Annotated in this window: 14 protein-coding genes; 6 read left to right on the plus strand and 8 right to left on the minus strand. The window is 61.2% G+C overall.

What is annotated here, in order from left to right:
- Window positions 1–7: 7 nt before the first annotated feature.
- Window positions 8–1129 carry a Gfo/Idh/MocA family protein gene (locus FYK55_RS23280; RefSeq protein WP_150079027.1) on the minus strand — a complete coding sequence of 374 codons (1122 nt, stop codon included), beginning with the start codon at window positions 1127–1129 and terminating at the stop codon, window positions 8–10.
- A gap of 142 nt (window positions 1130–1271) precedes the next feature.
- A complete protein-coding gene (locus FYK55_RS23285) occupies window positions 1272–2360 on the minus strand; it encodes a hypothetical protein (protein WP_150079028.1) in 1089 nt (362 codons plus the stop codon).
- Between the two features lie 206 nt (window positions 2361–2566).
- On the opposite strand from FYK55_RS23285, the gene FYK55_RS23290 reads away from it, so the two are divergent.
- Window positions 2567–3286, plus strand: coding sequence for an N-formylglutamate amidohydrolase (locus FYK55_RS23290; protein ID WP_150079029.1), 720 nt, complete (start codon window positions 2567–2569; stop codon window positions 3284–3286).
- Between the two features lie 307 nt (window positions 3287–3593).
- Here the strand turns inward: FYK55_RS23290 and FYK55_RS23295 are convergent, their stop codons facing one another.
- From FYK55_RS23295 to ychF, 4 genes are read right to left on the minus strand one after another with little or no spacing between them, the layout of a single operon-like run.
- A complete protein-coding gene (locus FYK55_RS23295) occupies window positions 3594–4223 on the minus strand; it encodes a hypothetical protein (protein ID WP_235908926.1) in 630 nt (209 codons plus the stop codon).
- A 58-nt stretch (window positions 4224–4281) separates the two neighbouring features.
- Window positions 4282–4722, minus strand: coding sequence for an amidohydrolase (locus tag FYK55_RS23300; protein WP_235908927.1), 441 nt, complete (start codon window positions 4720–4722; stop codon window positions 4282–4284).
- Between the two features lie 5 nt (window positions 4723–4727).
- Window positions 4728–5303: a hypothetical protein gene (locus tag FYK55_RS23305; protein WP_150079030.1), complete on the minus strand. Its 576-nt coding sequence runs from the start codon at window positions 5301–5303 to the stop codon at window positions 4728–4730.
- A 33-nt stretch (window positions 5304–5336) separates the two neighbouring features.
- The gene (gene ychF, locus FYK55_RS23310; protein WP_150079031.1) at window positions 5337–6428 is read right to left on the minus strand and encodes a redox-regulated ATPase YchF; all 1092 of its coding nucleotides are present in this window, start codon (window positions 6426–6428) and stop codon (window positions 5337–5339) included.
- Between the two features lie 395 nt (window positions 6429–6823).
- Here ychF and FYK55_RS23315 point away from each other — a divergent pair, with 395 nt between their 5' ends.
- Together FYK55_RS23315 and lpxK are read left to right on the plus strand one after the other, a co-directional pair.
- Window positions 6824–7693, plus strand: a complete 870-nt coding sequence (locus FYK55_RS23315) for a hypothetical protein (RefSeq protein WP_150079032.1) — start codon at window positions 6824–6826, stop codon at window positions 7691–7693.
- Between the two features lie 391 nt (window positions 7694–8084).
- Window positions 8085–9134, plus strand: a complete 1050-nt coding sequence (gene lpxK, locus FYK55_RS23320) for a tetraacyldisaccharide 4'-kinase (protein WP_150079033.1) — start codon at window positions 8085–8087, stop codon at window positions 9132–9134.
- Between the two features lie 11 nt (window positions 9135–9145).
- Here lpxK and FYK55_RS23325 read toward each other — a convergent pair whose 3' ends face one another.
- The gene (locus FYK55_RS23325; protein ID WP_150079034.1) at window positions 9146–10690 is read right to left on the minus strand and encodes a mercuric reductase; all 1545 of its coding nucleotides are present in this window, start codon (window positions 10688–10690) and stop codon (window positions 9146–9148) included.
- 79 nt (window positions 10691–10769) lie between these two features.
- Window positions 10770–11852 (minus strand): succinylglutamate desuccinylase/aspartoacylase family protein, encoded by a 1083-nt coding sequence (locus FYK55_RS23330; protein WP_150079035.1) that lies wholly within the window; start codon window positions 11850–11852, stop codon window positions 10770–10772.
- A 228-nt stretch (window positions 11853–12080) separates the two neighbouring features.
- Here FYK55_RS23330 and mgtE point away from each other — a divergent pair, with 228 nt between their 5' ends.
- The 3 genes from mgtE (at window position 12081) to FYK55_RS23345 (ending at window position 18017) form a co-directional block, all read left to right on the plus strand.
- On the plus strand, window positions 12081–13457 hold the full coding sequence (gene mgtE, locus FYK55_RS23335; protein ID WP_150079036.1) for a magnesium transporter: 1377 nt from the start codon (window positions 12081–12083) through the stop codon (window positions 13455–13457).
- A gap of 166 nt (window positions 13458–13623) precedes the next feature.
- Window positions 13624–15645: a redoxin domain-containing protein gene (locus tag FYK55_RS23340; protein ID WP_150079037.1), complete on the plus strand. Its 2022-nt coding sequence runs from the start codon at window positions 13624–13626 to the stop codon at window positions 15643–15645.
- Window positions 15642–18017: an efflux RND transporter permease subunit gene (locus tag FYK55_RS23345; protein WP_150079038.1), complete on the plus strand. Its 2376-nt coding sequence runs from the start codon at window positions 15642–15644 to the stop codon at window positions 18015–18017. The genes FYK55_RS23340 and FYK55_RS23345 overlap by 4 nt, the downstream gene beginning before the upstream one ends.
- Window positions 18018–18130: the final 113 nt, after the last annotated feature.

Consider the following 18130-nt stretch of genomic DNA (forward strand, 5'->3'; position numbering starts at 1 on the left):
AGAGAGATCAACGCTGCAATGTGAACTCGGGCAGGTTGACGATTTGACCGCCCTGCTTGGCCGATTCATGGGCACACAATCCGACGCAGGTCCAGTTAGCGCTGGTCACGGCGTTCGGCCAGGGATCACGATCTTCCACCAACGCCGAAACCATCTCGTGGACCAGGTGCGGGTGCGAGCCACCATGTCCGCCACCTTGCACGAAGGAAAGGTGTTCGGTGTCATGGATTTCCGAAGGCAACGTGAACTTCTGAATCTCCTTCGGCAACAGGTGGGCAAAATCCGGAACTTCGACCTTCTGGGCGATCTCCGGTTCCGGCTTCTTGGCCGTGTGCATCACGTGCGGCTCGTTCTCGATCAGCGTCCATTCAAAGCTCTTCTTCGTGCCGTAAACGTCAAAGCTTTCACGATATTGGCGGGCGACGTCGTACAGGAACCGCCAGATGTGGGCGGACACGTCGCTGTCCTTTAGCTTGATGTGACAGGTTTCGACCGCGAACGAATTGCCGGACTTCTTGGCGATGTCGTCGCGCACCGTCCCCGAGCCGAAGCAGCTGACGTATTCGGCCAGTGCGTCGGTCAATCCCAGACAGGGACTGACGACGTGCGTGGCGTAGTGCATCGGGATCATGGCTTCCCAGTAGCTTGGCCAGCCGTCCATGTCTTGCGGATGCGAGGCGGCTAAGTGCTGGATCTTTCCCAGCTCTCCTTTCTCATACAGATCCTTGATGAACAGGAACTCGCGGCTGTACACCACGGTCTCCGCCATCATGTACTTCAATCCGGTCTGTTTGACCTTTTCAACAATCTGCCGACACTCGTCGATCGTGGTCGCCATCGGGACGGTGCACATCACGTGCTTTCCGGCATCGAGCGCCTTGAGCGACATCCAGGCGTGATCCGGAATGGGACTGTTGATATGAACGAAATCAATGTCCGGGTCTGCCAGAACCTGATCGTATTCGGTGTAACGACGCTCGATCCCGAACTGGTCGCCGGTCTTGGCCAGTTCCGTCTCGTTTCGCCGACAGATCGCAATGACTTCGGCGTTGGGATGAGCGTTGTAGATCGGCAAGAACTCGGCGCCAAAACCGAGCCCTACCATCGCGACGCGAACGGTATCTGACATGACAAATCCTGGAGGAAGGGGGGAGCGGGAAAGGCAGCCAAAATACCAGATGTCGTGGCGACAAAAAATCAGGGGCGGATTTTGGTCACGTGATCCACGGTCGACCCAGCCAGCCCACCGTCCGTGCGACGAAGCGGTCGATTCAGTTCGCAGTTGCCAATTGCGCGACACGCCGGCTGGAGCGGCGACGCCAGATGAAGCCGTCCAGCACGTAGTGCGTGATCTGTGGGACCGCCAGCAGCGGCACCAGCACCGCTTCGACCGATTGCAGGTCCCAAGGGCTGCCGAACAGCCACGAACGTTCGTGCCACAGGCCGCGATCCCAAACCAATTCCTCGATGTATGCCAGGATCCAAATCAGTCCGATGAATCGAACGATTGCTTGAAGGCTGCGGCGGCGCGTTGAGACCGACGAACCACTACGATCGCCCGCTTGCACGCTGCGGTGGTACCAATACACCAGGACCATGTACGGGATCCCGTGGATGATCACGTTGGTGACCGTGAATGCGTAGTCCGAATTGAAAGTGATGATTCCCACGTACCAGCAGACGGCCGTCGTGGCGACGACCAGATCTTTGCCAGGATTCAAATGGTGCTTCCGGACTGCGAGCACAAGCGACTTGGCGACGTAGGCTGAGAGCGTCACCCAATAGATCGGAGCCAGCCAGCGCGACCAATCGAATGAGAACCTGGCAAAGTCGTCCGGCCGAAACCACCAGAACTCACGCGGCAGATGGCAGTGCCAGTACGCCAGCGGGTACAGCGTGGCCAGGTAGATCGCTGCGGTGTCGATTCGCCGGCCCCACCGATCCGTCTCACCGGCTTTGCTGCGGTACAGCGCGACCCATCCGAATTGCTGGCGAACGAAATGAAACACGGCCAAGTAGGCAAGACAGCGCCAGAACAGATCGATGCTTTCGGAGTACAGGGCCCAGCTGATCGCCCAGGCGAGCGCCGGCGTCAAACCGTACAACCAGGGTCGTCGGGAAAGTTCTTTGCGATCGAAATAGACTCGGAAACCAGTCGCGTAGACGTGAGCCACGTCGATCAGCAGGATCGCCACCACCCAGGCCCAGCTGGGCGTGTCCTGATGCAGCCAGCCAAACAGCCCACCGATCAACAGCAGGCACCCGGCCAGGGCTGCGCTGCCGCCGAATGCCAGCAAGTCGACCGGTCCGCTGAACAGCCAGGGCAATTCGCGTGGACGGGATTCGGCTTCAGAACTCATGTCCGCAATTCTAGTGGTTCATCCGCATCCAAACGACGCTTTTAACCAGACTACCCAAGGATCCAGGGCAACCCAGTCTGCCATCGAGAAATGACCGGCCGCAATCTGGGATTGATTCACCACGAGGGTTTGGTGCATGCTGCCGAGACGTTTCCCCCCGCTCAGGCAACCTGAGCGTCTCCCATCCCTGCGAGAGCATTCGACCGGTGGCTGTCCTGATCACCTGTGAAGCGGCGGGCGAGTCGCTTCCACATTTGATGGTCGGAACCGCGTCGCCCCTCGGCCCAGCATGCAGTTCCGAATTCGGCTCCGTGGCCGATCGCTACGGCGGCGAAATTTCCCAGACCCTGGCGGAGGCGTTGCATGCGCCACTGATTCGAAACCCATTTCGTCACGACGTGATCGATGTCAGTCGATCGTTGCGACATCCACGCCTGTTCGGCCCCTCGACGAAGAATCTATCGCCGCAGCAAAAGCAGTGGCTGATCGAAACCATTCACCGGCCGTACCGCCGCCAAGTCCAGTCGGCGATCAAACGAATCACCCAGCAGTTCACGTTTGCGGTCCACATCTCGGTGAGGACCTTTGCGGCCAGCGTCGGCGGAAAACCTCGCCGCACCGATGTCGGGCTGCTGTACGATCCGGCCCGCCCCAATGAAGTCGACTTTTGTTTGGACTGGATCGACGAGCTCTACGAAATCTCGCCGTATCTGAAAGTCCGGCGCAATTATCCGCGTCGCGGGACGGTGGACAGTTTGACCAAGGCGATGCGCGCTCGGTTCCCCGCCGATTGCTACTTGGGAATCGAACTTTGGCTCAATCGCGCCTGGGCTGCGCGTCGAGGGCGGCTGCGTGACGAAGCGATCAACGCGCTGTGCCACTCGCTGCAGATGACCGTTGGCATTCCCGCCAGCGAGGCGGCCTGAGCGGAGCGTTGGCGCGGTCGGTTTCTCGGGTTTGCCGGCAGGCGGGAGCCTGCCATGCATCGGGTTCCAAGGCAGGAGCCTTGGAACCAGGGTCCCACTCGTTCCCAGGCTCCCGCCTGGGAACGCACTGCACGCTGGCTCCGCCAGCTTTCCGCCAGCCATCTCAGCTCTCGTTCCCAGGCTCCCGCCTGGGAACGCCACTGCACGCTGGCTCCGCCAGCTTTCCGCAGCACGGGGTCAGCCAACGCCTCGCGCCAGACGTCACCCGGATCGCCAATCGCCCGGCCTTTCGCATCGCCGCTGACGCCTAACCTTTCCGCAACACCGCCTCGGCCCACAGACTGGGATCTTCGGTCACCGGGTACTCGGGTCCCGCCGCCAACGTCTGCCAACCCAGTTCCCGGTCGATCACGGCGTAGTACAGGGAGATTCGCATCCCGTCGTCGGGATCAAAACCCGTCAGAGCCGACGTGGGGATCAGCCCCGACAACTCGTAACCGTCATGCCGTGGAAACGCTTTGATCAAAAGCGTCTCCGGTCCGATCGGCTTGGGATTCGCCCGAGCACGATGAATTTCAATCATCGAAGCGACCGGCTTTTCACGCTTGGGTCCGCCACCGGCGGGCATGAACAAGAACCGGTGACAGTACTGCGTCGCCCGGTGAATGCCGGGACTGCAACGTGTGTCGATCCAGAAATGGAACCCGTCACTTTCATCCAATCGGGTCTCGCGACACCACGGCACTTGGCGTTTGCCGTTGACCATCACGTGGATGCCGATGCCGGCATCGGACCAAGCGATGCGGACGTCGGAAAAAACCGATCGGCCCGCAAGAGCGCCGAACGAAGGCAAGCGACAGCTTTCCGGCAGCTGCAAACCACGCGCTCCCCAATCCAAGGACGCCCGACGCAGTTCCAGCTCGAACCGGAACAACAACGTCGGATCGATGAAGTCTTTCGTTTTGGACTTGGATTCAGCCAGCGGACGATCTCCCTTACGGTCCGGTTGCGGGGCGCTCGGCGGACGGGGGCGGTGGTGAGGCGGGATGACCGGAAGCGCCCGACTGACCCGATTGAAGTGCGTGAGTGATCGCATTCAGCGCCAGCCGCAGCGAGCGGGCGGCCATCACAAAGTTGGTGTGCCCGCTGACTTCCGGTTGGATTTCTTCGTACAGCTCCGTCGCTTTGCGAAGTCGTGACAACTTCTTTTTGGCCATCTTCAGGTATTGCGAATCATCCGACTCCTCCAGCGGACCGACCGCCAGAATGAAATCGTAGATGTCACGAACCACCCCGCGAAGCTCTTCGTCGTCTTCGGATTCGTCGGCATGTTTTAAAAACGTGCGGACCATCCAAAGGTGCGTGACCTGGTCGTTGATCGCCAGGACGGATGCGGCTCTGGGAGCCGGACGGGCGGTGGATTCAGAATCCGTCATGCCGGTCAAGACGTTTCGGCGGGCGACGGACCCCCAGGCGATTCCGGCGCGGGACCCAGGTTGTCGGCAGCATCGGCGGTCGCCGGGGACGGCTTGCTGGGCGGATGACCGTGGGGCGTGTTGTAGGCGGTCAGGCAGATCCCGACGACGACCAATCCCATGCCAAGGAACATCATGAAATTCCCCTCGTGGAATTTTATGTACGACGCGATCGCGTTGACGGTGACCGCACCTCCAAACACGATCGGCATCACGTACGACGGCTTACCGCCCGCTTTGGTCAGCGCAAAGGTCAGCCCCAAAGCCCCGAAGGCGCCCAACAAACCTGCCAGGAATCCCCACTTCATGGCCGGGAAGTAGGGACCGCTGTAGTCAAAATTGTCGTTGAACGCGGTCCGCATCATGATCGACCCGCCGATCAAAGCCACCACGACGTACGCCATCCCGATAAACAGGTAAGGTTTAAACGGCCCCCATTTCACGGCTCCGTCAGCTGGGGCCCTGGCGTTGGTCAACGTCAAGCCGTACGTGCCCCAACACATGGCGACGATCAGGGCGCAGGCAACAGCGAACAGTTTCATAGTCAGAATTCCGGCTTTAGGAGCGTGGTTGGTTCAAATCTTGTGAAGGAAGTGGCAGATGTCTCCATCTTGGACGACGTAGTCCTTTCCCTCCACCCGTAGTTTACCGGCCTGTCGAATCTCTTTTTCGTTGCCGTGGGTTTCCAGGTCCGCCAGCGTGTACACCTCACAGCGGATGAACCCTTTTTCAAAGTCGCTGTGGATGACGCCGGCTGCTTGCGGGGCTGTCGCGCCGACGGGAATCGTCCAAGCCCGGACCTCTTTCTCGCCCGCGGTGAAGTAACTCTGCAAGCCCAGCGTGTCGTAGGCGGCCCGCGCGATTGTACTCAGGGCCGGCGCTTCCAAACCGACGTCATCGAGCATTTCCTGGCGATCTTCTTCGTCCAGTTCCGCCAACTCGGCTTCCAGCTTGGCGCTGACGCAAACGACGTTTGCACCGACCTTCTCGGCGTGCTCGCGAACCTTCGTGACCAACGGGTTCTTCCCCTCCAGATCATCCTCGTCGACGTTGGCGACGTAGAGGATCGGTTTGGCGGTCATCAGCCCGAAACTGTGGATCGATTTAGCCTCGGCGTCGCTCAGCTGGAGCGTGCGGAGCGGCTGCTCGGATTCCAGGTGCGCGTTGCATTTCTCGATCGCGGCCAGACGCAATTTCGCTTCTTTGTCGCCGCTGCGGGCCGAACGCTGGGCCTTCGTCATCGCGTTCTCCAGCGTTTGCAGGTCCGCCAACACCAGCTCGGTCTCGATCGTATCGATGTCGGCAAGCGGATCCACATTGCCCGACACGTGGATCACATCCGGATCTTCAAAGCAGCGCACGACCTGGACGATGGCATCCACCTGGCGGATGTGGCTGAGAAATTTGTTGCCCAAGCCTTCACCATCGCTGGCGCCTTTGACGATTCCCGCAATGTCCACCAGCTTGAGGGCAGCGGGAATCACCTTTTGAGGCACGATGTACTTGGTGATTCGCTGCAAGCGGTCGTCGGGAACGTTGACAATCCCTTCGTTGGGCTCGATCGTGCAAAAGGGATAATTCTCGCTTTGGGCAGCCTGCGAACAGGTCAGCGCGTTGAACAGCGTGCTTTTGCCGACATTGGGCAGTCCGACGATCCCGGCTTCCATGGTTTGTATTGAACGGAGTGTGATTGGGTGACTGAACGCAGTTGCGCGGATTTTTAACGCTGAACCCGTCGAACGCTGCCGGCCGGTGTGCCGGCTGCGGGCGTCCGAAGGGGCAAAAGCCTATCATCCGCGGACTCTCTTTCGAAGGGCACCTCCGCAAGGTTGACGCAGTCCGAATCACCCGACTTGAATCGGCCGGTTGCCCCCCAAATCGCTCCAGAATCGGTCACGACGTGGCCCCACGATGGACGATCCCAACCACTCGCACGATGCGGTATGAGTTTCAGGGAAGAATGGACGGCTGAGAGACGTCCGCCCCTGAAAGGTGCTGCCGATCGGGGCCGGTTGTCCGAGGCCACTCGCTTCCCGCCCCTTTGCTCCCAAGGCATGTTCGCGTGCGACGCTCAACTCTCGCTGCCCTGATTCTCGGAGGCGGCACCCTGTTGTCCCTTCCGTTCCGACGGGACATCCAACCGGACGACGGGCCCGATTCCCAAGCGGCTTCCGACGGTTTGGACGAACGCTCGATCGAAATGTTGGTGCAGGAAATCACCAAGGATGTGCAGACGCCGGTGGTCTACCACCGCCAGGCGGATGCCGAGCCGTCCGACCCGTTCTCGACGATTCGCTCCCCGCTGACTTACGAAGACCTGGCGGTCCCGCTGGAGGACGATCCGTACTACGCCCAGCGATTCAATGCGGCGGCCGATGTGGCTCAGCGGCAGCGGGAACAACAAAAGTCCCAGCGAATCGCCGAGCTGGAACGGGCGTTTGCGGCAACGCGTTTCCAAGATGCCCGTTTCGCTCCCGCGGGCCGTCCGATGGCGGAATCCACCTTCAGCGTCGCAACCAGCGGTTCACAACAAACCGGTTCCCACGCTCCGCCCGACGCTTTCCCTTCCAGCACGCCCGACTCCGGCGCGTCCGACGGTCAGACGTTTGGCTCGATGTTCGGCGCAACCGTGGCGAACGATCAGCAGCCCCCAGGTCCCGAAGGCGCCCAACCCGCTCCATCGTCGGATCCACCGCGAACGCCCCGAGCGACCTTGGCTCGGACCCGATCGGAATCCGTCCCATCAGGATCTGCGTTCCCAAGTCAACCTGAGACCGGTGGGCCGGGCTTGCCTGCCCGTCCCGAGGCGTCCCGCACCGGCGGGGAACCGACCCGCGAGCGATCGATCCTGGATCCACTGCCCGCTGCCGACTTGTCGGTCGACGCGACGGCGGGCGAACGTCCGCGGCAATGGATCGTCCAACCGGACTGAGACGACTGACTGGACAGCACCACTTTCAGTCAAAAATACCGTGATTTGCCGTGCATTGAGCGGCAAGGCGCTAGCCGCCGGTTGAGGCGAGAAAACCCGCGGCTAGCGCCGCGCGGCTCACCCGAAATGGCGCTGTCCCTATTTTCGCATTTCCGACAGACCCCAGCAGGGTTCCATCGATGCGACGCCGCCCGGATGTTGGCTGGACAGCAGGACGCGACGGTCGCTACGCTCGCGAGCGCGTGGCTGTCCGCCATTCGGCGAGAGCGGCTGCCTTATCCGCGCTGTTCCGCTCCCCACAGCAAAGTGGTGTCGAAGCGGTTTCGTCACGCCACGGAAGCACGCCGTCCCCATCCCCCGCCGCCGCATGACGTTTGATTATCGATCAATCATGAGCGGCCAAAAGCACGGACCTGTCGCCGCCGCGATCCGTTGCGGGTTGTCGCTGGCCAGCGTTCCCTATCGCATCGGCGTCCGGACACGCAATCGTCGCTTTGATCGTGACGCAGACGCCGTGCAGCACTGTGGCGTGCCCGTCGTCAGCGTCGGCAATCTGACCACCGGCGGAACCGGTAAAACTCCGGTCGTCGCCTACCTGGCCCGTTGGTTCCGTGATCGCGAGGTCCGCGTCGCCATTGTCAGCCGCGGGTACGGCCGTGGCGACGCCGACCACAATGATGAAGCGGCCGAATTGCACCAACGATTACCCGATGTCCCGCACCTGCAGGATCCCGATCGCGTCCGATCGGCGCAGATTGCAGTGGAAGAGTTGGAATCGCAACTGATCCTGATGGATGACGGCTTCCAACATCGACGCCTGCATCGCGACCTGGACATTGTCCTGATCGACATGACCTGCCCCTTCGGTTACGGGCACCTGTTGCCGCGCGGCCTGTTGCGCGAACCCGTTGACGGACTTCGCCGCGCCGGCGCCGTGATACTCACACGCTGCGACCAGGTGGATGCCCAGGCAGTTCGGACGGTGACGGCGACCGTCCGCGAACACCTGCCATCGTCGGCGCCGATCGTCGCCTCAACGCACCAACCCAGTCAGCTGCTGACGCATCCCGACACGACAGGACCGATCGACGCCCTGCGCCGGCGGCGGGTCGCCGCGGTGTGTGGGATCGGCAACCCAAGTGCTTTCCACCAGACGCTGCTGGATTGTGGTGCGCAGTTGGTGGCCACGAGGTCGCTTCCGGACCACGCGGAATATGACCGAGAAACGGTTCAAGACTTGGATCGGTGGGTCCGCGAGTTGGACGGCATCGATGAAGTGATTTGCACGCAGAAAGACCTGGTCAAGTTGCAGACCGATCGGTTGGGCGGCAAGCCGCTTCGCGCACTGGTGATCGAAGCGGACATCGAAAACACGCCGGAGTTTCAACGGTCGCTGGAGGCCGTGCTGGCGATGGTCCTTGATTCGTCTGGCGACGTCTGAGCCCGTTCCGTTCAGCGGCTGAAACGAAGCCACCGATCGATCAGGTGCCGGACCCACGGGGTCAGACGTGTGCGGTTGTACTGGTCACCCAATTTGCGGATCGCATCGGCTTGGGTCGGGTAAGGGTGAATGACCGACGCGATCTTCTTCAAGCCCAGTCCGTGTTGGATGGCGGTCGTGAGCTGGCTGATCAAATCTCCGGCATTCTCAGCGACGACGGTTGCCCCCAGGATCTTGTCGGTTCCCTGTCTGACGTGCACGCGGACGAAGCCGATGGACTGTCCCTCCAGGACCGCTCGATCCACGTCCGACAGAGGCTGGGTGAAGGTGTCGATCTTGATCCGCTGCTGCGTGGCTTGTTCGGCGGTGATTCCCACGTGAGCCACTTCGGGCGAAGAATAGGTGCACCAGGGAACGAGCAAGGAGCTGAGCTTGGAACGACCATTGAACAATGAGTTGCCGATGACGGTGCGGGCCATGAAATCCGCCGCGTGGGTGAACTGCATTGCACCGATCACATCTCCGGCGGCGTAGATTCTGGGATTCGTGGTTCTGAGCCGATCGTCAACTTTCACACCGCTTTGTGGATCGAACTGGACACCCGCCTGCTCCAATCCCATTCCCTGAACGTTCGGGGTGCGACCGGCACTGACCAGGATCGCGTCGCTTGCCAATTGCTGTTCGGATCCCTCGCATTCGATCCAGGTGATGTCTTCATTCCCCCGACGCTCAAAGCGTTTCACGGTCGCTCGCATTCGGAATTGCACGCCGTCGCGACGTAACTGATCGTGGACCAGCTCGGCCGCTTGGGGATCGTCACGGTGCAGCAACCGGTCGCCCTTTTCGATCAAGGTCACGGCGCTGCCGAACCGGGCCATCGCCTGGGCAAGTTCCACTCCGATCGGGCCTCCCCCGATGACCGTCAATCGTCGCGGAAGCTCGGTCAGCGAGAAGACCGTTTCGTTGGTCAACGGCTGAACCTCGTCCCACCCCGGAATCGGCAACCGTGCGGCTCGCGCGCCGGTCGCGATCAGAGCGCGTTGAAAGACGAGAGTCTGGCCGGCGACACGCACGCGGTCGTTTCCGACGAAAGCGGCACTGCCCAAAAAGACGTCCACGCCCAGATCGCGAAAGCGGGCGGCGGAATCATTCGGGCTGATGTCGGCTCGCAGTTTTCGCATGCGTCGCATGATCGCGGGAAAGTCCACTTGGGTGGATCCATCAACGCGAACCCCAAACTCGTGAGCACCCCGAACGGTCGCTGCGATGCGGGCCGCGGCCAGCAGAGCCTTGGACGGGACACAACCGACGGTCAAACAATCGCCGCCCATCAAGCCACGCTCAATCAACGCGACCTTGGCCCCCATCCCCGCCGCGCCGGCAGCGGCGACCAGGCCCGCAGTCCCGGCACCAATCACCACCAGGTTGTATCGACCCTCGGGAATCGGATTGACCCAATCCGCCGGATGAACCTGGTCCGCCAGTTCCCGGTTGTGCGGATCCAACGGCTGCAGCGCCGGAAACGCTTCCGGGTCGGGATCGGGCGTCGTGCTCATGAAATCGGATGATTGGCCGCAGAGGAAAAAGGCACGATCGGGCGACGGCGAAGGGGCGTCAGGCTTCGTTGGACCGACGTTACGGAGATTCTTCCGGGATCACAAACGGTTCAACCACCTGCACGCTGGTGGAAAGGTGTTCTTGGGCGGTCCGTTGGACGTCGTCTCGCAAAGCGTGTTTCTCGACGCGGCGGGCCGACTTGCGATTGGTCAGCCGTCCCAAGTGCACGACCGGTTCACCGGGCTGGGCGGCCGGCAGTGTGGTCATCCCAATGACGATGCCGGCAAACGGAGAGCGCAGAACGCTGTGGTCTTCGTAAACGAGCGTGCTGTTGGTGGCCAGCGGTTGTCCGGAGGCGACGATGGAACCGGGCGAGACGTGCATGTCGAGAAACCCGCCACGCTCGGCACGAATCCACTTGGTGGTTCGGATTTTGACCTGCTGCTCGGGCTTTTCCAGGTCGCCCTCCATCATGTTCAACTCTTTCAAGATATTGTTCACACCCCGCGTCATGCATTCGACAACGGACGGTTCCACCTTCCAGACCTCGCCGCCTTCGACCACGATCGTCGGACACCCGGCATTGGTGGCTTCGCGGCGAAAGGATCCCTTGGGGCCGCGGCCGTCCAAGATGACGCCGGCGCCGAACGCCTCGGCCAGTCGCATGCATTCGGCGTTTTTGAAGTCCGTGCGAACGTTGGGATAGTTCGTACGGCGAACCGCCGCGGTGTGAAGGTCGATTCCGTAATCGCAGCGGGTCACGATTGCGTCAAAAATCACGCGTGCCATCCGCATCGACATGCTGCCGGAGGCGTTACCCGGAAAGCAACGGTTGAGGTCACGTCGGTCGGGTAAGTAGCGCGAATGCCGCTCAAACCCCAACACGTTCAGCACGGGAACCATCACCAGGGTACCGGCCAGCATCTGCCAATTCTGGTCCGCAATCAGGGACCGAATGGCACCGGTGCCGTTGAGCTCATCGCCGTGGAGCGCGCCGGTCACGAAGACCGTCGGACCGTCCTGCAGGCCCCGAACGACGCGGATCGGGATCGACACGTTCCGGCTGCTGTAACTTTCCGAAATCTCAAGTTCCGTGTTGACCGAACCACCCGCAGCGACTTCCGCGCCGAACCATTCGTGACGCTGGGCGTTCGCTTCCATGGGCTGAGATTCTGCAAAAAATTGGGAATTGCGACACTGGGGTGCTGGCCCACCAGTCTTTATCTTACCGTGCGTCTGCGACCACGCGAAGGCGAGGAGCCGGGGGGCGAGCACGGCCCACTCTCGACGCTTTCGGGACGCCCTGGACGCACTTGCCGGCATCGAGCGATCGCCGGGCAGCACGACCGACAACTGACGATCCACCAAGCTCCCACTGCAGGATGCGACATGTCACAGGAACTTGACGAATCTTCGCCGAACACTTGGGAGGAATTGGTCGATACGGCGCAGCAGCAGGACCCGATTGCGCTGGCCGAAAAGATCGAGTCGTTGTCGCCCAGCGACCAGGCTTTTGCGTTCGCCCACATGACGGACGAGCAGACCGAGCAGGTGCTGGGGACGTTGTCTCCCGATGATGCCGCGGATTTGATCGCCGGCTTGCCGGAGGCTCAGGCCGCCCACGCGATCGCCACGCTGGAAGCCGACGCGGCGGCGGCCATCGTCCGCGAACTGACCAGCGATGAACAGGCGGACCTGATCGGTGACCTCAGCCCGGAGGACGCCGAAGCGATTCTGGGTGAGCTCCCGTCCGACGCGGCTAACGACGTCCGCAATCTGACCCGCTACGCGGACGACGTGGCGGGCGGTTTGATGGTCTCCGAGCTTTTCAAGTTTCCCGTGACGGCGACGATTCGCGATGTCGTGGATCAGCTGGCGGTCGACTCCGAACGCCTGGGGGATCGCAACATTCGCTATGGGTACGTCATCGACGAAGGCGGCCGGCTGGTCGGCGTGTTGCCCATGCAGCAGTTGTTGTTCGTCAAACGGTCGACTCCGATCGTTGACGTGATGATCGGCAACCCGTTGTCCGTTCCCGTCACCATGGACCTGTTCGAATTGATGGATGTCTTCGATCGGCATCGCTTTCTGGGAGTTCCGGTGGTGGATGCAGAGGGGCTGCTGCGGGGCGTCGTTCACCGCGAGGCGGTCGAGCACGCGGTGACGCTGGCCAGCGAAAGCGATTATTTGAAAAGCCAGGGGATCGTCGGCGGTGAAGAACTGCGGAACATGCCGCTGTGGCTGCGCGCCCGGCGACGGCTGAGTTGGTTGAGCATCAATATTTTTTTGAACTTGGGCGCCGCGTCGGTGATTGCGATGTACCAAGACACGTTGCAGGCGGTCATCGCCCTGGCCGTGTTTCTGCCGATCATCAGTGACATGAGCGGCTGCAGTGGGAACCAGGCTGTCGCGGTCAGCATGCGTGAACTGGCCATGGGACTGGTCCGTCCGAACGAGCTGTTTCGGGTGTGGAGCAAGGAAGTCACCGTCGGCCTGGTCAACGGCGCGGCACTCGGGTTGTTGATCGGGATCGTCGCCACCATTTTTGATGGCAATCCGTTTTTAGGTTTGGTCGTCGGTGCCGCCTTGTTCCTGAACACGGTGCTGGCGGTTTCCATCGGCGGCCTGGTCCCCCTGCTGTTGAAGCGATTGGGGTTTGATCCGGCGGTCGCCAGCGGTCCCCTGTTGACCACCATCACTGACATGTGTGGATTCTTTCTGGTGCTCGGCTTCGCCTCGGTCACCCTGAATCGTTTGGTCTCCTGACCGTTCGGTCCGAAAGCCGCTCAGCCACCACCGTCTGGCGACGGTGGCGACGGTGGCGACGAAGGGCCCGCTGCGATGAAATGGGGATCGCGACCGAAATGCACCGCATCGCGATCAGGGAGCACTTTGGTATGATTGGGTTTTGCCGACGGAAATGAGGTTTCGAATGGTTTTCCGAACGACGGGTTTCGCTTGGCTGTTCGCCATCACGGTGGTGCACATCATCGGGCTGTCTTGCGACGTGCAGGCGGCGACTCCCAGCGCCGATCCGGTCTCACACGCCTTCTCCCTGCCCACCGTTGGCGGGGCGACGGTGGACGTGGATTCCGATGACGACGCCGAATTGACGGTGGTTTTCTTCCTAAGCACCGAGTGCCCGCTGGCCAAGCTGTATGCCCCCCGGTTGCAACGGTTGGCCGATGAGTACGCCGATTCGGGCCTGGCCGTCGTCGGCGTCGCCAGTAGCGCCCAGGATTCCGTCGAAGACCTCCGCGCGTTTGCTGACGAGCACGAGATTCGCTATCCGATCGCCAAAGATTACGGCAACGAAGTGGCCGATCAATTCCAGGCCGAGCGAACCGCCGAAGTCGTCTTGTTGGACGATCAATTGCAGGTCCGGTACCGCGGGCGGATCGACAACGATTTTCAACCCGGCGTCAACCGCGCCGGTGAGACGCGACACGATTTGAAGCAGGCAATCGACGAAGCCCTGGCCGGGAAGGAAGTCTCGGTTGCAAAGACGACGCCGGTGGGATGCTTGATCGGCCGCAGTCAGCGAGGCGAAGCCACCACCGATGTCACGTTCGCCAAGGAGGTTTCGCGGATCCTGAATCAACACTGTGTCGAATGTCATCGGCGTGGCGAGATTGGCCCCTTCGAGCTGACCGACTACGACGAAGTGGTCGGTTGGGGGCCAATGATGATGGAGGTCATCGACCAGAAACGGATGCCGCCATGGAATGCCGATCCCGAAGTCGGGAGTTTTCGCAACGCGCGACAGATGCCGCGGCGAGACAAAGAAATCTTGCGGGAATGGGTCGAAGGCGGCATGCCGTTCGGGGACGCAGCCGATTTGCCGGATCCGAGTTCACCGACGCCCGTGGCGACCCAGCGCAACACGCCGTGGCAGCTTGACAGTCCGCCGGACCGCATTCTGGAAATGTCCGATCGACCCTTTCAAGTTCCCGCGGACCAGACGGTTGAATACCAGTACTACGTCGTCGATCCTCAACTGGACCACGACGTCTGGATTGCCGGAGCCCAAGTGATTCCGGGTAACCGCCAGGTGGTCCACCACTGCATCGTCTTCATCCGCCCGCCCGACGGATTCAATGCACGCGGAATCGGCTGGCTGACGGCGTATGTTCCAGGGCAACGGGGGGCGGCATTTCCTGACGGCTACGCCCGCCGCATTCCCGCCGGCTCAAAGTTGGTGTTTCAAATGCACTACACGCCGACCGGCCGTCCCCAGGAAGACCTCACGCGCGTCGGCCTGTGGTTTGCCGAACCGGAAACCGTGTCACACGAAGTCGTGACGTTGACGGCGATCAATCACGATTTCGAGATCCCGCCCCACACGGCCGATCATGTCGTGACCGCCTCGCGGGACGGTTTGCCGGATGACGGGATCTTGCTGGCGGTGGCACCCCACATGCACCTTCGCGGCAAGAGTTTCGAATTGTTCTCGCAGCGTGGTGCGACCAAGGAAAAGCTGTTATCGGTGCCGGCCTACGATTTTAACTGGCAGCACGTGTACGCGTTCGAAGAGCCGGTCCAATTGTCAGCGGTCGACCGGCTGTCGTTTCAAGCCAGCTTTGACAATTCGTCGGACAATTTTGCGAATCCGGATCCGTCGGCACACGTGTTTTGGGGAGACCAGACGGATGAAGAAATGGCGATCGCATTTTTTGAAGTTGCGATCCCTCGCGATGCCCAACGCGGCGGAAAGCGACCGGCATCCACGGGGGAATCCGCCCCCGCAAACCTGAATCAGCAGTCGAAACAGGTGAAGGCGTTTGTCGACGACTACTTTGAAAGGTTCGATCAGAATCGGGACGGCCACGTCGATCGCATGGAGCTTCCCACCAGCGTTGATTCTTTCGGGTTCAAGGACCTGGACCTGGACGGCAATGGAACGCTGACGCGCGCGGAAATCGCAAGGGCAGCATCGGTACGACTGGCTCGATGACGCGCAGACTTGCGAATTTCCTGCGCCGGACCAGCGACCATCCGGTCTGGGTCACCCTGTTCGTTCTGGCGATGACGGCGGTGGCAATCGTCGGTTATGCGCGTCCGCACGCCCGGACATCGGTGACCCAGGTCGTGTCTCGGTCCGACAAGGCAAAAGAGAAGAATCCGCCGGCGGAGGTCGCGAAGCCTGACTCGACAGAAGCTGCGGAGCCGTCTCCGCCGAATAAGATCAGCCTGACGAACTCCGACGTGGTGCTGATCGTCCAGGGAGGCTCGTTCTTCACGCCACGCGCCAGCGAGGCGGTTCGAGATGTCGTCGCATCGCTCCGCGACTTACCCGTCGTGGAGGACTTGTTCTGGCTTGACGACGCGCCGCCGATCAATCTGTTCAGCTTGCGGCAATCAGCATTTCCCAAAAGCTCCGCGTCGCCCCGAAAGTTCCAGCGAGCGGAGGCCCAGGCCCTTGCCAACCCGTTGATCGGCGGCCAACTCCTTTCGTCGGACGGGCGGACGATGCTGATGTTGATCGATCTGGACTGGTTGTTCGTGCAGGACGACCGTCAGTGCACCGAACTGTTGCGCGAGACGGCCGCCCAAGCCGCCTCGACGTATCCGGACGTCGGTCTGTCCTTTCTGGTCGGTGGCCGCGTGCCGACGTTGTTGGCAATCGATGAAACCCGCAATCGGAACCAAACACGGTTCCAGTTGATCGGGTACTCGATGGTTCTGGTGATGGGCTTGATCTTGTTTCGCGGATTGAAAGCCGTGTTAGTGGTCGCGGCGGTTCCCGCCCTGGGAGTTTTCTGGACGCTCGGCTGCCTCCGCTACTTTGACCTGCAGAACAACCCGTTCAATGACGTCGTGCTGCCGGTTTTGATCAGCCTGGTCGCGTTTACCGACAGCGTCCACCTGATGATCGAGATTCGTCGCCGTCGCGCCGCTGGAGATTCGCCGCGTGAGGCATCCTCCGGCGCGATCGGCAAAGTCGGTGTGGCTTGTTTTCTGACGTCGTTGACGACCGCAATCGGTTTGGGGGCGCTCACCCTGGCCAACCACGAGGCGGTCCGCGAGTTCGGACAAAGCTGCGTGATTGGCGTGTTGCTTTCCTTCCTGGCGGTCGTGTTGGTGATCCCGCTGGTGTGTTCGACGCGGCCGATGCAAAACTTGCATTTCGGCCACGGTCACGGCGTCGTCGACCGCAGCCTGGCTCGGATCGGGCTGATCGTTGATTGGACCTTGGGACGTCCGAAGCTGATGAGCTGCGTGGCGATCGTGGGGACATTGCTGTTGTTGGGCATTTCGCTGCAGCTACGTCCTGACGAACGCGTGCTCAGCTACCTGCCGGACGATTCGGAGGCCTCGCGGGCGTTTCAAGTGATGGAGGACACGATGGGCGGGACCTCCGTTTCGCAGGTTCAGATTCGCTGGACCGGCAATGAGGATCCCGACGAGACACTCCAAGTGATCTCTGGGGCCCAGGCGGCGCTGGATCGACATGAACTGATCGGGCACCCGATCTCGTTAAAAAGTTTTTTGGATGTGCTGCCGGGTGACCCGACCGCGTCCGACCGCATGTCGCTAAGCGAATTATTGCCGACGCCGCTGAAGACGGCCTTCTATGATCCCGCCATCAGTGAAGCGGTGATCAACTTTCGCATCCGCGACGTCGGCATCGCCGCCTACGCGCCGGTGTTCGAAAGCGTGCAACAGGATTTGCGTCGGCTGCAGCGGGAACACCCGCATTATCAGATCTGGATGGAAGGCGGTGCCGTCCGACGCTGGCAAAACCTGTATCAGGTCGTGCTGGATCTGATCTACAGCCTGGGAAGTGCGGCGGTGGTCATCTTCGTGGTCTTAACGCTGGCGTTTGGATCGCTGCGAATCGGTCTCATCTCGCTGATCCCAAACTTGTTTCCGCTGGCGTTTACGGGAACCTACTTGTGGCTGACCCATGAGCCACTGGAGATCGCCAGCGTTTGCGCCTTCACCGTTTGCTTGGGCATCGCGGTCGACGATACGATTCACTTCCTGACGCGATACCAAGAGGATTTGCAGGATCACGATCAATTGGATGCCATCCGATCAGCCTTCGTCGGCACCGGGGTGGCGTTGATCATGACCACGATCATTTTGGTCGTCGGGATTTCCACGGTCGTGTTCAGCGGTCTGCGGGAGCAACGGATCTTTGCCACCATGGCCTGCCTGACCATCGGATCGGCACTGGTCGGCGACCTGCTGTTCCTGCCGCCGCTGCTGGCCTTGTTTCGTGGCAAGCGTCGCAAGCCTTCGACTTCCAACGACGCGGCATCCAATGACGCGACGGCGGAGCAGGCGGGATCGCCAGACGAAGTGCCGGCAGAGCACGTTTGAAATCTAGCTGGCGCGTTCCAGCGGCAAATCTCTTGCGTGTTTGTATTCCATTTCGCCGAGTCGGACCGGGACCGTAATGATGCGGAGCATCCTGCTACACTCAACGCGGCACG

Origin of the sequence: Roseiconus nitratireducens, from assembly GCF_008629675.1 — a bacterium.
GTDB lineage: Bacteria > Planctomycetota > Planctomycetia > Pirellulales > Pirellulaceae > Stieleria > Stieleria nitratireducens.

Coding starts and splice junctions, on each gene's coding strand:
- FYK55_RS23305 (WP_150079030.1), bottom strand. CDS start 5,303: ATGAAACTGTTCGCTGTTGCCTGCGCCCTGATCGTCGCCATGTGTTGG.
- FYK55_RS23285 (WP_150079028.1), bottom strand. CDS start 2,360: ATGAGTTCTGAAGCCGAATCCCGTCCACGCGAATTGCCCTGGCTGTTC.
- FYK55_RS23345 (WP_150079038.1), top strand. CDS start 15,642: ATGACGCGCAGACTTGCGAATTTCCTGCGCCGGACCAGCGACCATCCG.
- FYK55_RS23330 (WP_150079035.1), bottom strand. CDS start 11,852: ATGGAAGCGAACGCCCAGCGTCACGAATGGTTCGGCGCGGAAGTCGCT.
- mgtE (WP_150079036.1), top strand. CDS start 12,081: ATGTCACAGGAACTTGACGAATCTTCGCCGAACACTTGGGAGGAATTG.
- lpxK (WP_150079033.1), top strand. CDS start 8,085: ATGAGCGGCCAAAAGCACGGACCTGTCGCCGCCGCGATCCGTTGCGGG.
- FYK55_RS23300 (WP_235908927.1), bottom strand. CDS start 4,722: ATGACGGATTCTGAATCCACCGCCCGTCCGGCTCCCAGAGCCGCATCC.
- FYK55_RS23340 (WP_150079037.1), top strand. CDS start 13,624: ATGGTTTTCCGAACGACGGGTTTCGCTTGGCTGTTCGCCATCACGGTG.
- FYK55_RS23280 (WP_150079027.1), bottom strand. CDS start 1,129: ATGTCAGATACCGTTCGCGTCGCGATGGTAGGGCTCGGTTTTGGCGCC.
- FYK55_RS23325 (WP_150079034.1), bottom strand. CDS start 10,690: ATGAGCACGACGCCCGATCCCGACCCGGAAGCGTTTCCGGCGCTGCAG.
- ychF (WP_150079031.1), bottom strand. CDS start 6,428: ATGGAAGCCGGGATCGTCGGACTGCCCAATGTCGGCAAAAGCACGCTG.